The 12100-nt window shown below is 66.9% G+C and carries 16 protein-coding genes; 7 read left to right on the top strand and 9 right to left on the bottom strand.

Translation table 11 applies throughout. The features are described from left to right. Positions 1 to 44 precede the first annotated feature (44 nt). Both AB0F17_RS47200 and AB0F17_RS47195 read right to left on the bottom strand, forming a co-directional pair. Positions 45 to 1259 (bottom strand): epoxide hydrolase family protein, encoded by a 1215-nt coding sequence (locus AB0F17_RS47200; RefSeq protein WP_358037353.1) that lies wholly within the window; start codon positions 1257 to 1259, stop codon positions 45 to 47. A 27-nt stretch (positions 1260 to 1286) separates the two neighbouring features. Then, positions 1287 to 1730, bottom strand: a complete 444-nt coding sequence (locus AB0F17_RS47195; RefSeq protein WP_358037350.1) for a MarR family transcriptional regulator — start codon at positions 1728 to 1730, stop codon at positions 1287 to 1289. A gap of 154 nt (positions 1731 to 1884) precedes the next feature. On the opposite strand from AB0F17_RS47195, the gene AB0F17_RS47190 reads away from it, so the two are divergent. Together AB0F17_RS47190 and AB0F17_RS47185 are read left to right on the top strand one after the other, a co-directional pair. Further along, a complete protein-coding gene (locus AB0F17_RS47190; protein WP_358037347.1) occupies positions 1885 to 3075 on the top strand; it encodes a helix-turn-helix domain-containing protein in 1191 nt (396 codons plus the stop codon). Continuing rightward, entirely contained in the window at positions 3072 to 3725 is a 654-nt protein-coding gene (locus AB0F17_RS47185; protein WP_358037344.1) for a hypothetical protein, read from the top strand. The genes AB0F17_RS47190 and AB0F17_RS47185 overlap by 4 nt, the downstream gene beginning before the upstream one ends. 165 nt (positions 3726 to 3890) lie before the next feature. Here the strand turns inward: AB0F17_RS47185 and AB0F17_RS47180 are convergent, their stop codons facing one another. From AB0F17_RS47180 to AB0F17_RS47165, 4 genes are read right to left on the bottom strand one after another with little or no spacing between them, the layout of a single operon-like run. Further along, positions 3891 to 4319 carry a VOC family protein gene (locus AB0F17_RS47180; RefSeq protein ID WP_214634997.1) on the bottom strand — a complete coding sequence of 143 codons (429 nt, stop codon included), beginning with the start codon at positions 4317 to 4319 and terminating at the stop codon, positions 3891 to 3893. 39 nt (positions 4320 to 4358) lie between these two features. Continuing rightward, on the bottom strand, positions 4359 to 4805 hold the full coding sequence (locus AB0F17_RS47175; protein WP_358037341.1) for an AraC family transcriptional regulator: 447 nt from the start codon (positions 4803 to 4805) through the stop codon (positions 4359 to 4361). A 42-nt stretch (positions 4806 to 4847) separates the two neighbouring features. Next, positions 4848 to 5051, bottom strand: coding sequence for a helix-turn-helix transcriptional regulator (locus AB0F17_RS47170; protein WP_358037566.1), 204 nt, complete (start codon positions 5049 to 5051; stop codon positions 4848 to 4850). Positions 5052 to 5074: 23 nt separating this feature from the next. After that, entirely contained in the window at positions 5075 to 5503 is a 429-nt protein-coding gene (locus AB0F17_RS47165; RefSeq protein WP_358037338.1) for a hypothetical protein, read from the bottom strand. Between the two features lie 117 nt (positions 5504 to 5620). On the opposite strand from AB0F17_RS47165, the gene AB0F17_RS47160 reads away from it, so the two are divergent. Then, on the top strand, positions 5621 to 6082 hold the full coding sequence (locus AB0F17_RS47160) for a GNAT family N-acetyltransferase (RefSeq protein ID WP_358037335.1): 462 nt from the start codon (positions 5621 to 5623) through the stop codon (positions 6080 to 6082). Positions 6083 to 6101: 19 nt separating this feature from the next. On the opposite strand, the gene AB0F17_RS47155 is transcribed toward AB0F17_RS47160, so the two are convergent. Both AB0F17_RS47155 and AB0F17_RS47150 read right to left on the bottom strand, forming a co-directional pair. Then, positions 6102 to 6887, bottom strand: a complete 786-nt coding sequence (locus AB0F17_RS47155) for an SDR family oxidoreductase (RefSeq protein WP_358037332.1) — start codon at positions 6885 to 6887, stop codon at positions 6102 to 6104. Between the two features lie 101 nt (positions 6888 to 6988). Beyond that, a complete protein-coding gene (locus AB0F17_RS47150; protein ID WP_358037329.1) occupies positions 6989 to 8014 on the bottom strand; it encodes a hypothetical protein in 1026 nt (341 codons plus the stop codon). Positions 8015 to 8148: 134 nt separating this feature from the next. On the opposite strand from AB0F17_RS47150, the gene AB0F17_RS47145 reads away from it, so the two are divergent. Further along, on the top strand, positions 8149 to 8910 hold the full coding sequence (locus AB0F17_RS47145; RefSeq protein ID WP_358037326.1) for a metallophosphoesterase: 762 nt from the start codon (positions 8149 to 8151) through the stop codon (positions 8908 to 8910). A 59-nt stretch (positions 8911 to 8969) separates the two neighbouring features. Here the strand turns inward: AB0F17_RS47145 and AB0F17_RS47140 are convergent, their stop codons facing one another. After that, the gene (locus tag AB0F17_RS47140) at positions 8970 to 9542 is read right to left on the bottom strand and encodes a TetR family transcriptional regulator (protein WP_358037323.1); all 573 of its coding nucleotides are present in this window, start codon (positions 9540 to 9542) and stop codon (positions 8970 to 8972) included. 97 nt (positions 9543 to 9639) lie between these two features. Between AB0F17_RS47140 and AB0F17_RS47135 the strand changes: the two genes are divergently transcribed. The 3 genes from AB0F17_RS47135 to AB0F17_RS47125 are packed head-to-tail and all read left to right on the top strand — an operon-like array spanning position 9640 to position 12100. Continuing rightward, positions 9640 to 11445 carry an MDR family MFS transporter gene (locus AB0F17_RS47135; RefSeq protein ID WP_358037320.1) on the top strand — a complete coding sequence of 602 codons (1806 nt, stop codon included), beginning with the start codon at positions 9640 to 9642 and terminating at the stop codon, positions 11443 to 11445. Next, positions 11442 to 11864, top strand: a complete 423-nt coding sequence (locus AB0F17_RS47130) for a hypothetical protein (protein WP_358037317.1) — start codon at positions 11442 to 11444, stop codon at positions 11862 to 11864. The genes AB0F17_RS47135 and AB0F17_RS47130 overlap by 4 nt, the downstream gene beginning before the upstream one ends. Beyond that, positions 11861 to 12100 carry a hypothetical protein gene (locus tag AB0F17_RS47125; RefSeq protein WP_358037314.1) on the top strand — a complete coding sequence of 80 codons (240 nt, stop codon included), beginning with the start codon at positions 11861 to 11863 and terminating at the stop codon, positions 12098 to 12100. Before AB0F17_RS47130 ends, AB0F17_RS47125 begins: the two co-directional genes overlap by 4 nt.

Raw genomic sequence — 12100 nt, 5'->3', positions numbered from 1 at the left:
TTCGACGCCGCCGGCCTCGGCATCGTCAAAGCGAGCACGTCCGGTCAGCGTCGTCCGCGGAACGTACGCCGTAGGTCTTCGACCCACTCGTCCGGGATCTCCCACGGGATGAAATGCCCGCCGTGGTCGTGAGCGGTGATGTTGACGTGGTTGTACCAAGCGGCGCGGTCGCTGTCGAGGAAGTTCCGCACCCGCTCTTCGCCGGTCGTCACACCGGGCGGATTCTCGTAGCCGACGAAGGTGATGCCCGTGGGTGCCTCGATCACCGGCCGGCGGTCATGCGACGGTGTCCACGGGTAGCGGTTGTTGTTGGCGTACGTGCGGATCGAGGTGTCGATGGCGTCGCCCGCCCAGTAGATCGTCGCGTGGGTGAGCAGATCGTCCCTGGTGAACACGCTTTCCACGTCCCCGTGGCTGTCGGACCAGTTCGCCCAACGTTCCAGCATCCAGGCCAGCATGCCGACCGGGGAGTCGGCCAGCCCGTAACCGAGCGTGGCCGAGTCGAGCATGTGCGCTGCCAGATGGACGGCGAAGCGCTTTTCCCTGGCCATGAGCTGCTCATGGATGGCCGGCGGCAGGTTCTCCGGGATGGGCCTGCCGCCGCTGATGTCCCAGGCGCGGTCGCCGTTGAAGAACGTGAGTTTCAGCGCGGACCCGATGTGGATCGCGTAGAGCTCGTCGGCGTACTTGTGCCCGAGTTGCCCGGTGACCAGCGCGCCGACGTCACAGCCGCCGGCCGCGTACTTTTCGTACCCGAGGACACCGGTCATCAGCTCGTGCCAGACATCGGCGATCTTCCAGAAGTTCATGTCCGGGTGATTCGTCAGCGGTGTCGAGAATCCGAAGCCGGGCAGCGACGGCACGATCACGTCGAACGCGTCCGCCGGATCAGCTCCGAACGCGGCCGGGTCGGCGAGCGGGTCGATGACCTTGGACCAGTGCCAGAACGTCCACGGCCAGCCGTGGCTGAGGATCAGCGGCACCGGATTCGGCCCGACGCCGGGCTTACGCATGAAGTGGACCGGTACTCCGCCGACGTCGACGCGGTAGTGCTCGTAGGCGTTGATCGCGCGCTCGGCGGCGCGCCAGTCGAAACCGTCCGCCCAGTACGCCACGAGCTTCTGCAGGTACGAGCGGCGCACCCCGTAGTAGCCGTCGTCGTTGCCGACGTCCAGCGGCCACTTTGTCGTGGTCAGTCGCCGACGCAGGTCATCGAGCACCTCGTCGGACACGTGGAGCGGCATCGGCTCAGGGGGCACGCTTGTCTCCTCATCTGGTCGCCTCATCTAGTCGCCCGCGACATCGGACGCCGCGATCTCGGTCAGACGAGCCAGGACGCGCGCCGAACCGGCGAGCACTTCACGCTCTTGGTCGTTCAGCCGGTCCACGAGACGTGCCAGGTTCGCCACCCGGTCCGCGTGACGAGAGCGGACAATGCGCCCGCCCTCCTCGGTAAGGGACAGCAGAACCGCGCGGCCGTCGTTCGGGTCGCGGCGGCGTGACACCAGCCCGTCTCGCTCAAGCTTCGCGACCAGGCTCGTGAGCGCCGGCTGCTTCAGTTGCTCCGTGGCCGTCAGGTCGGTCAGGCGCAGCGGTCCCTTGCGCGACAGGGTGTGGAGCACCGACAAGGTCGAGAAGTTGAACCTCCGGACCGACGGAAGCCGGATGAAGACCGTGTTGAAGTCCTCGATCGCGGTGGTCAGCTCGTCGACGTTCAGGGGGTGATCCACGCTCGTACTATATCGATGTTTGATGTAAATCTTCCCGCCTGTCGGCTCAGCGAGTAGGCGGCGCCGCTCAAGCGTCCCCCTGTCTGTTGATCGACATCTGCGGCGCATGGCTCCTCTGAATCAATGCTAAAATTCTGATTCAGAGGTGATGGTCATGGAACTTCTGCACGTTGGCCGCCGTGTACGCCAGGCCCGCGAAAGCGCCGGCCTGAATCAGCGCGAGCTCGCCCAAGCGGTGGGGCTGTCGCAACCCACCCTGGCCAGAATCGAACTCGGCACCCGGTCCAGCCTCACCATCGCCGAACTCGACCGCATCGCCACCACCTTGGACATCCCCCTCGGCGATCTAACTTCTGGAAGCCCGGTGCGCGATCGCATTCGCATCGCCGCTCGGATTACCGAAGATGACGCGAACCTCCGTGAAGGCGCGATTCAGCAGGCCGTCAGCATCCTGATCCTCGACGACAGGCTCGACCGGCTCGTAGGGAAACGTCCGAGCAGGACAGCCAGGCCCGTCATGAGCCCACCATCATTCGATCCGAATACGCCCGCCGAGGAACAGGGCCGCGCGATGGCGAACGCGGTGCGGTTGGGTCTAGACCTGGGCGGCGCGCCTCTGGCCGATCCTGCCGAGACCGCCGAATGGCTGACCGGAGCCGACACCGCTGTTCTGGACTTTCCCAGCGGAATCGACGGCTTCACTCTTACCGATCCCGCCCGGGACGTCACGCTCATCGCGGTCAGCGCCAAAAACGTCAGCGAGCGGCAACGCTTCACTTTCGCCCACGAACTGGGGCACCTTCTCTTCGGAGACGGCGGCCATTGCGACACCGTAGACGCCCGGCGAACTCCCGCCGAGAAACGCTGCGACGCCTTTGCCCGCCACCTGCTCGCCCCCCAAAGCGGGATTCGAGCCTGGCTCAGCCCCGACGACCAACCGGACGAGCGTTCATGCGCCCTGCTCTCCCATCACTTCGGCGCCAGCCTCATGGTCATTTTGCTACAGCTGGAACGAATGGGACTCCTCACCCGCGATCAGGTCGAAGCCATGCGCGGGTTGACCGGAGCCAGGCTCGCCCGCCGCTACGGCTGGAGCCGTCATTATGAGCGTGAGCAGGAAATCAGCCGGACGCGGCGCCCACCCCGCCGCATCCTGGAACGTGCGACCACTGCCTACGGCGACGGTCGGCTCGGCGTCCGTATCCTCGCCGGACTCGAAGGCCGCGACCCGGTCGAGACCGAAGCGGCGCTTGCCGACGCCGGGATCACCCCGCCCCACGGCCCTGTGCGACATGCCGACCTCAACCGTCTCCTCCGGCGCGCTCAGGCAGGCCGGGAGGCGTGAACCGCATGCCAGATTCCGACGAGATATGCGTACTGGACGCAGTTGTCTGCGTTCACTTCACCGGCGCCAATCTGCACCCCATGCTCATCGACGTTCTTGCTCGCTCCGGGCTCACCTTGCTCATCCCGCGGGAAGTATGCGATGAAGTCGCCGGTAAGGACCGCAAATATCCGGGCCTGCGACAACGATGGGCGCGTCTAGAAGCCAGCGGCCGGATTCAGGTACTGCCGCGGTTGGAAATTGTGACCGCTCCGGCACGAGTGATCGAGGTCATCGAGGACATCCGCGGCTTGGAACTCGAGCGGGCCGTACGGACCCGTCGCGACCTTGGAGAAGTCGTGGTGATCGCCCACTGCGTCCACCTCGCCGAGCAAGGCCGCCACGTGATCGCCGCCCTCGACGATCAAGAGGGCCAGCGCCTGGCCTCGGTTTGGAACGTTCCCGTCATCACGGTCGAGGACATCCTCACCCTCGCCATACACCTCGGTCACTTCCCCACAGTCTCCGCTCTTCGCCAGGCGTACACCCGGCTCCGCGAATTCGGCGACGGCCTCCTCCCGCTGGAAAAGACCCCACTGATCGCGGCTCACACCCAATGGCGGCAGACCAACCTTCCCCTCACCGCCTTAGTCGATGGCGAGGGTCCATAGTGTGCCCACGTGGGCACACCGGCCATGGTGAGCCGATTTAACGCCATAGATCGAACAGAACCCGATCGGCTTGAGAAGCGGAAAGCGCGAAGCCGCAGGGCTCATCTGGAGATGAGCACCGCAGCTCATGATGGGATCCGCCCGGAGGGGCTGAGGTGGCACCGATCAGGCGAAGTCCTCCGGGGTGAATTCCTTGGGTTCGACGAGGACCAGCCAGTTGCCCGTGTTGTCGCGCATGACGGCCTCGACGCCGTACGGGCGGTCGGACGGCTCCTGGAGGAAGGTCACGCCCTTGGCGCTCAGTTCCTGGTAGGTCTTGCGGCAGTCGTCGACCTGCAGGCCGAGGCCGCCCATCTGGCCTTTTTCGAGCTGCCGCCGGATGAAGTCGGCGGCGTCGGCGTCGAGCGGCGGTCCGGGGATCATCAGGGTGACCTCGAGTTCGGGCTGGCTGGGGTGGCCGATGGTGACCCAGCGGAAGCCCTCTCCCATGGTGATGTCGGTGTGGGACTCGAAGCCCAGGTTCTCGACGTAGAAGTCGCGTGCCTTGTCCTGGTCGAGGCAGTAGACGGTGACCAGTGAGATGTTGGTAATCATGTGGCTACGGTATGCGGCGACCTGCGGCGCCCGCTTCTTTCAGATTGCGGTGTTGGGTCCGGCCGTACCGCTCGGGTCGAGCACCCCGCGCATGAACAGGTAGCACCCGGGGACGTGCGGGCCACCGCGAGCGGCCCACCGATCGCGGTAGGCGGTGGGGCTTTCTCCCACGAGTCGCGTGAAGCGGGACGAGAACGATCCGAGGCTGGCGAACCCCACCACCATGCACACCTCGGTCACCGTGAGGTTCGCGACGCGCAGCAGGTCCTGGGCGCGCTCGATGCGGCGGCGGGTGAGATAGCGGATCGGCGTCTCGCCGTAGGCCGCCTCGAAGCTGCGGGCGAAGTGGAACTTGGACACCCCGGCGACGGCGGCGAGCTGGTCGAGATCCAGCGCCGCCTGGTAGTGACGGTCGATGTGGTCGTGCGCCCGGCGAAGGTGGGGAAGCAGTTCCACGGTCACGGTTCGGGTCATCGTGCCTGCCACGTCCTTGAGGCTATGCGACCGGGCAGCTCTGAACGATCGCTTTCATGACGCCTCTCCTGGGGATTCGGGGTACTGGAACACGTCGTCGAGCGGGACGCCGAACACCTGGGCGATCCGGAAGGCCATCTCCAGGGACGGCGAATACCGGCTCTGCTCGATGGCGATGACGGTCTGCCGGGTCACGCCGATGCGCTCGGCGAGTTCGGCCTGGGTCATCTCGTCGTGCGCGAAGCGCAGCGAGCGGATGCGGTTCGTGACACGCGTCGACTTCACCACTGCGGGAGGCTCCTGCGGTACACGATGACCTTCGTGATCCCGCCGAGGACCGCCGACAGCACGAAGCAGAGGTAGACCACGTTGGCGATCCAGAACCGGTCCCACTCGGCCATCGCCATGACCATCGCCGCGACCGCGCCGATGACGACGAACGACTGGCCGGTGTATTCGCCGAGCCGGCCGATCTCCCGGTCCCGCTCGTCCGTGGCGCGGGACGCCCTCGGGTTCACGATCGCGATCCCGATCTCGGCCACGATCGACGCGACGATGGCCGCACCGACGGTCCAGAGCAGGGTGGTGGCGTACGGCACCTCAGGTAGGGGGCGTCCGTCCGCGCGGCTCATGATGATGACCACATAGGCGGCGTACACGACCACGGCGACGACCAGCCTGATCCACGCGCGTTTCTCCTCGTGTGTCATGGGCCACCCCTTGCGATGTATAGAATCTTTGACATCATCAAGGTAGTCAGAATGCGACTCCATGTCTAGAAGATTTTACATCGCGTCGCCGACGCGGCCTCGGCCATCATGGTGTGCATGCCCATCAGGACCGCTGCCCCGGAAGATCTGCCGGCTCTGCTCGCCCTCGCCGTGGACTTCTACGAGGAGGACGGCTTCGCCACCTCGGCAGCCGATCTGAGGAGCAACCTGGCCACGCTGATCGCCTCTCCCACGGCTCGCGTCGCGGTGAGCGAGGCGGACGGTCGCGTGGTCGCGTTCGCCATCACCACGACCACGTTCGGGCTCGAATCCGGCCTGATCGCCGAGCTCGAAGACCTCTACGTCGCCCCGGACGCGCGGCGGCGCGGCGAGGCCCATCGGCTCATCGAGGACAGCCTGCGCTGGTCCGCCGGCCGCGGTTGCGGCCGGCTCGAGATCGTGATCGCCCCCAACGGGCAGGACGTGAGCCACCTCTTCGACTTCTACCGCAAGCGCGGCTTCCGGGACGAGGGCCGCCGGCTGCTCAGCCAACCGCTGGAGCCGCACCGCCGCGGGTAGGGGCGAGCAGGGTCTCTCCTCAGAGATCGGGCATCGCGAGGTCGAGGTTGGGCTGGTCGATGCCGCCGTCGACCTCCAGCACCTTGCCGGTCAGGTAGCGCCCGGCGGGCGAGACCAGGTAGAGCACCGCGGCCGCCACGTCCTCCGGCTCGCCGATCCGCTTCAAGGGTGTGGCCTGCTCCATCTGGGTACGCAGGTTCTCGTCGGTCATGACGATGTCGAGGGCGGAGGTGGCGACCGCGCCGACGGCGATCGCGTTGACGCGCACCCTGGGCGCCAGGTCACGGGCGGCCAGCCGCGTGTAGTGCGTGAGCGCCGCCTTGGCGCTGCCGTACGCCAGGTAACCACGGCCCGCCGTGCGGCCCACGGCGGAGGTGATGTTCACCACCGAGCCGCCGGTCTCGAGCAGGTACGGTACGGCCGCCCGCGTCAGCTCATGCGCGATCCCGACATTGAACTGGAACGCGTTCTCAAGATGTTTCCGCGTGGTGTCGAGAAAGGCGCGGGGAAGCGCTCCGCCCACATTGTTGACGATCGCGTCCACCCGGCCGAAGGCGTCCACGGCCTGCTTCGCGAGCGCCTCCATGGCGCCCGGCACGCTCAAGTCGGCGGGAACGATCAGCGCCCGCCTGCCCGCCTCCTCCACTTGAGCTGCGACGGCGCGTAGCTGCTCCTCCGTACGGGCGGAGATCGCCACGTCCGCGCCCGCCTGCGCGAGGGCGATCGCGGTCGCCGCGCCGATGCCCCGGCCGGCACCGGTGACGATGGCGGCGTGGCCGGTGACGTGGAAGCGGTCCAGAATCATGTCATGACCTCCGACCGCAGCCTAGGGCAAAACTGAAACCTGTTTCAATACTGCGGATGCGGCCGAGCGAGAATAACGACGATCGCGGACCCGAAGGGCGGCTACCCCCGCTTGGCTGGACTCTTGGCTTTCTTGAGAGTTTTTTTGCGGAGCCGGTCGCTCCGGCGCGGCGACGGCTTGACCTCGAACTTCTTCTTGCTCGTGCTGACGTTGGTCTTCTCCTTGCCCGTGTCGACCTCGGCCTTCTCCGGGCTCGTGCCGCTGCTTTCGGGGCTGTCGTCTTCGCTGTCGCTGCCGACCTCGGCCTTCTTTTCGACACCGCCTCTGACCTTGCTTGCCGCGCCGCTGCCCTTTTTCGGGGGCGAGTTTATTATCTGCTCCTTCGCCCGCTTGTTGTCGAACGAAACGGTACTCCGTTCAGAAATCGGCGACCTGGCCGCCTTACCCGCACCCGGCTTCTTCGCCTCGCTCTTGTCGGCGACCTTTTCGCGAGACTTGGCTTTGGGACTCATCAATATCAGGTTGCCTGCCGACGGAGAACTCGTCGCACGACCACCTTTCTTGAACAGCCTGTCATCTACCGGTTCGCCGGAAGCGTCCATGTCGCTTACCTTTTTGAGCTCCTCGAGCTGGCCTGGAGCATTCCCGTGCGCCGTTCCGTAGCTGACCCGCAAGTACGGGTGGCACCATCCGATCTGGCTCTTGCCCTCTCCCTCGCTTTCGTCATTGCCATTGGTGATATCGTACGCCTCGATCGTCGTCTTGCAGTAGGCACAGTTGGGCGAGGTGCATTTAATATAGGCCACCTCACCTTTCCCACACGCGGCGAGTATGCACATTTCAGCGTGGTTGCTGGCCGCATCATTGGTGAATTTGCCAGCCACATAGACGTTATAATCCTTGTAGTCGGAGTTGCCCTTGACATGATTGAGAATCTTTTGTCCGGGTCCGGTCGGCTTGCTCCCCGTTCCCACGGACAGGCCCTTCACCTTGGAGACGACCAGATCGCCTGCGGTCGTCACCGCCACGGTGTAATTACTGTCCTTGTCGAACGTCTCAGTGAGCCATTCGACGAGCGAGTTGGCCGCGGCGATCGCGTCTGATGTCCGTTTCCGGTCCGGGTCCATGGGGCAATCACGTCCTTTCTCTGGATCTCAGCCAACACGGATGCGCCCGCGAGGTCGGCTTGCCGGAAGGTAAGGTCCCTGTCCCAGCTGAAATCCGGTTGTCCACCCAGCCCGCCGCTCAGCATGATCGACCCATGAGATTCGCGGTCATCGGCGACATCCATGCCAACTTCGCCAAGGCCGACGCGATAGTCCGGCGGCACTGCGGTCCCGTCGACGCCATCTTCAGCGTCGGCGACGCCGAGCCCAACAGGACCGAGGCGGACAGCCTCGGTGTCGGTGGCCCGGCCAAATATCGCAAGGTCGGTGATTTCCCGGAGTTCGTCGCGGGGTGGCGCAGCATGAGCGCACCGGTCTACTTCATCGGCGGAAACCACGAGCCTTGGCCGTCGCTCGATGCCCACGGTCCCGGCGAATGGGCGCCCGGCTTTCACTTTCTGGGGCGCTCCGGCGTGCGGGAGGTGGCCGGCCTTCACGTCGCCTTCCTGTCCGGCATCTACTCACGCCACTTCAGCGAGCCCGACGCGCCGCCCGCCGTCACGCCGGAGCGGCTCAAGGAGTACGGCTATTTCACCAGGCCGCAGGTCAACCTGCTGCTCGATCAGGCCCGCGGCAAGAGGATCGACCTCCTGCTCACGCACGAATGGCCCTCCGGGCTCTCGTACCTCCACCGGGGGAAGGAGCCTGTGGGGCGGGACGCCGTCCGGGCGCTGACCGACCGGCTCGCGCCTCAGGTGCACGCCTGCGGTCACATGCACACCCCGTTCAGGGAGCGGGTCGGTGTCACGGAGGTGCTCTGCCTTTCACAGGTCGCCTACGGCCCCGACGCGGTGAGCGTGCTGGAACTCGCCTCGGACGGCACGCTGAAAGAGCTGCCGATCCACGAAGCGAGGTGACGGAGATGGCCTGGTGCGCGGAGTGCCGCCACGGTCAGAGCGTGGCAGGCACACGACCGCTAGGGCAGGGTCTCCAGGCCCAGGCAGAGTTCGAACACCGCCGTGAGCCGGTCGACGTCGGCGGGTGACGGTGTCTCGGGGCCCACGAGGCGGCGGACCGAGCCGATGCCCAGGAAGACCGCCGTCGCCATCCGGGCCCTGGCGTGCGCGTCCGGGCCGCCGAGGAGGGCCTCGATGGGCTCGATCACGACAGCCTGGAGGCGATCGCGGACGAGCGCCTGGATCTCCGGGTCGCCCGCCGACCGTTCGAGTGAGCGCAGGATGGGGCTCTCCGGGTCGTGGCACATGCGTTCGGCGGCGTACTCCGCCAGCCGTCTGGGCAGGCCCGCCCGGTCGCCCCCGACCACGGCACGGACCGTCGGCTCGCCCGCCAGGACCTCGCCGAACAGGCCCGCCTTGGAGCCGAAGTAGCGGCCCACCAGGGCGATGTTGGCGCCCGCCGCCGAGGCGATCATGCGGACCGTCACCTGCTCGTAGCCGTACTCGCCGAACAGCATGCGCGCTGCTTCCAGCAGCCGCTGGCGGGTGGCCGCACGATCGCGCGGCCGGGCGTCCGTCAACTGCGCTTCCATGGCCCGAACTCTACTCAAGAACACCCCACTTGCCGCGCGGCTAGTAAACGGACGTATACTCGCCGAGGAGAAAACGGTAAGAAGGGGATGTGGTGTCTTGGTAGCCCAGACACAGGCCGCGGCCCCCGCGAGGCGGCAGTACACCCACCGCGAAATTCTCGAGGTCATGTCCGGGCTCATGCTCGCCATGCTCACCTCGATGATCTCGACCTCGGTGGTAGGCACGGCGTTGCCGACGATCGTGGGGGAACTCGGCGGCCAGGACCAGTACTCCTGGGTGGCGTCGGCGACCATGCTGACGATGACGGTCTCCACGCCGTTGTGGGGCAAGCTGTCCGACCTGTGGGGCCGGAAACTGCTGTTCCAGAGCGCCCTGGGGCTGTTCGTCGCGGCGTCGCTCGTGGCCGGTCTGTCGCAGAACATCGGGCAGCTCATCGCGGCGCGCGCCGTACAGGGGCTGGGTGTGGGTGGTCTGTCGGCCCTCGCTCAGGTGATCCTCGGCGACATCGTGTCGCCGCGGGAGCGCGGCCGCTACTCGGGGTACATGGGCGCCGTCTTCGGCATCTCCACGGTCGCGGGGCCGCTGCTCGGCGGGTTCATCGTGGACACCGACTGGCTCGGCTGGCGGTGGTGCTTCTACGTGGTCGTGCCGTTCGCGTTGATCGCGTTCATCGTGATCCAGAAGGTGCTGAAGCTGCCGAGGATCCGGCGCAACACCTCCATCGACATCTGGGGCGCGACCACCATCACGGCCAGCGCGAGCGCGTTGATGCTGCTGCTGACGCTGGGCGGCACGGAGTTCGAGTGGAACTCCTTCTGGACGTACGCCTTGGGGGCCATCAGCCTGCTCATGCTGGCCCTGGCGGTGCTCTCCGAGCGCACGGCCCGCAACCCGATCCTGCCGCCCAGGCTGTTCAGGAACCGGACGTTCGTGCTCACCGGGGCCGCCTCGCTGTTCGTCGGCGTGGCGATGTTCGGCGCGATGATCTACCTGCCGCAGTACCTGCAGATCGTCAAGGGGCTGAGCCCCACCGAGTCGGGGCTGATGACGCTGCCTATGGTGGTGGCGCTGTTCCTGGGCGGTGTGATCTCCGGGAAGATCGTCACCCAGACCGGCCGGTGGAAGATCTTCCCGGTGGCGGGACTGCTGATCGTGGCCGTGGGACTGTTCCTGCTGTCGCGGCTGCACGTGGAGTCGAGCGAGTGGCTCATCGGGTTCGACGTGGCCGTGCTGGGCACCGGGCTCGGCCTGTCGATGCAGATGCTCATCCTCGCCGCGCAGAACGGCTCCGAACTGCGTGACATGGCGTCCACCACGGCGGGTGTCTCGTTCTTCCGGTCGCTGGGCGGCGCCGTGGGCGTGGCCGCGTTCGGCGCCATCCTCACCAACCGCCTCAAATCCGAGATAGCCGAAATGGCGCAGGCGGCGCACATCCCACTGCCCGACGGCGGCTCGCCCAAGCTGGGCAGCCCCAGTGCCATCCAGTCGCTGCCCGGGCCGATCAAGCACATCGTGCTCGAAGCCTTCACCCGCGGCCTGGAGACCGTCTTCATGGTCGGCGTGCCGATCGCGCTGCTCGGCTTCGTGGCGACGCTCTTCCTCAAGGAACTGCCGCTCAGAGGCCCCGCGACGCCCGCGCCGGAGCCCAAGCCGCTCAGCAAGGACGACCTGGTCCTGGCCGGGCTGCTGCTGGAGCTCATCGCCCAGCGGATCGAGCGGGTCAACGGCCAGCCGTCCGCGCTGCTGTCCGCGGTCGCCAGGATGGCGCCGCCCGATGACCGCACCGAGCGGGAGCGCGCCAGATCGGTCGCGCAGAGCGTGCTGCGTCCCACCTCACGCGCTCTGATCGCGCAGGCCGCGCCGCCGCGGAAAGACCTCGTCATAGGAGGAGTCTCATCATGATTCGCAAGTTCGTGGGCGCCGTCGCGGCCGCTCTGGCCTTCATGGCCGGGCTGTGGCTGACGATCGCCCCGTTCGCCCTCGGCACCCAGCCGGAGAACGCCGACTGGACCGACCCGACCACCTCCGAGTTCTTCACCGGCCTGGGCGTCGCCGTCGTCGGGCTCATCGGCGTGGCCGCCTTCGTCGCGGCCATCCACGAGCAGCTCGTGGTCCGCGGCCTGGTGGCCGTACGGCAGAAGCAGGCCGAGCCGGAGCCCGAGCCGGTGGCGCCCGCGCCGCAGGGGTCGTCGGCGGAGCTGGCCAGCCTGCTCGCCCCGCTCGTCGAGGCGCTGCGTGAGGACCTGAACAACGCCGGACGCGGCGGCGACCACCGCCAGAACGGCAAGCCCGCCCTGGCGGGAGTGGAGGAGAACCGATGAAGGCCAAGCTGGGCGTCTCCGCCCTTGTCGTGCTGTTCCTGGCCGGCCTGTGGCTGATCGCGGCGCCGTTCGCGGTGGGCTACCAGCCCAGGGGCGCGGCCTACTCCGACGCGACGGTCAACGATCTGTGGGTCGGCGGCGCGCTGGCCGGCGTCTCGTTCGTGGCCATCGTGATCTACGCCGCCGACGCGCTGCGCGAGCTCACCGGCCGCGGCAAGCACGTCGCCGACGGCTGA

The sequence above is a fragment of the Nonomuraea sp. NPDC026600 genome, assembly GCF_040638335.1.
GTDB lineage: Bacteria > Actinomycetota > Actinomycetes > Streptosporangiales > Streptosporangiaceae > Nonomuraea.
Note: the sequence above shows the minus strand (reverse complement) of the source record. Positions and strands in the feature narration are given on the sequence as shown.

Excerpts from the sequence above, each read along its gene's own strand:
- AB0F17_RS47190 (WP_358037347.1), top strand. The coding sequence starts at position 1,885 with ATGGAACTTCTGCACGTTGGCCGCCGTGTACGCCAGGCCCGCGAAAGC.
- AB0F17_RS47160 (WP_358037335.1), top strand. The coding sequence starts at position 5,621 with ATGCCCATCAGGACCGCTGCCCCGGAAGATCTGCCGGCTCTGCTCGCC.
- AB0F17_RS47140 (WP_358037323.1), bottom strand. The coding sequence starts at position 9,542 with ATGGAAGCGCAGTTGACGGACGCCCGGCCGCGCGATCGTGCGGCCACC.
- AB0F17_RS47130 (WP_358037317.1), top strand. The coding sequence starts at position 11,442 with ATGATTCGCAAGTTCGTGGGCGCCGTCGCGGCCGCTCTGGCCTTCATG.
- AB0F17_RS47180 (WP_214634997.1), bottom strand. The coding sequence starts at position 4,319 with ATGATTACCAACATCTCACTGGTCACCGTCTACTGCCTCGACCAGGAC.
- AB0F17_RS47125 (WP_358037314.1), top strand. The coding sequence starts at position 11,861 with ATGAAGGCCAAGCTGGGCGTCTCCGCCCTTGTCGTGCTGTTCCTGGCC.
- AB0F17_RS47165 (WP_358037338.1), bottom strand. The coding sequence starts at position 5,503 with ATGACACACGAGGAGAAACGCGCGTGGATCAGGCTGGTCGTCGCCGTG.
- AB0F17_RS47145 (WP_358037326.1), top strand. The coding sequence starts at position 8,149 with ATGAGATTCGCGGTCATCGGCGACATCCATGCCAACTTCGCCAAGGCC.
- AB0F17_RS47155 (WP_358037332.1), bottom strand. The coding sequence starts at position 6,887 with ATGATTCTGGACCGCTTCCACGTCACCGGCCACGCCGCCATCGTCACC.
- AB0F17_RS47150 (WP_358037329.1), bottom strand. The coding sequence starts at position 8,014 with ATGGACCCGGACCGGAAACGGACATCAGACGCGATCGCCGCGGCCAAC.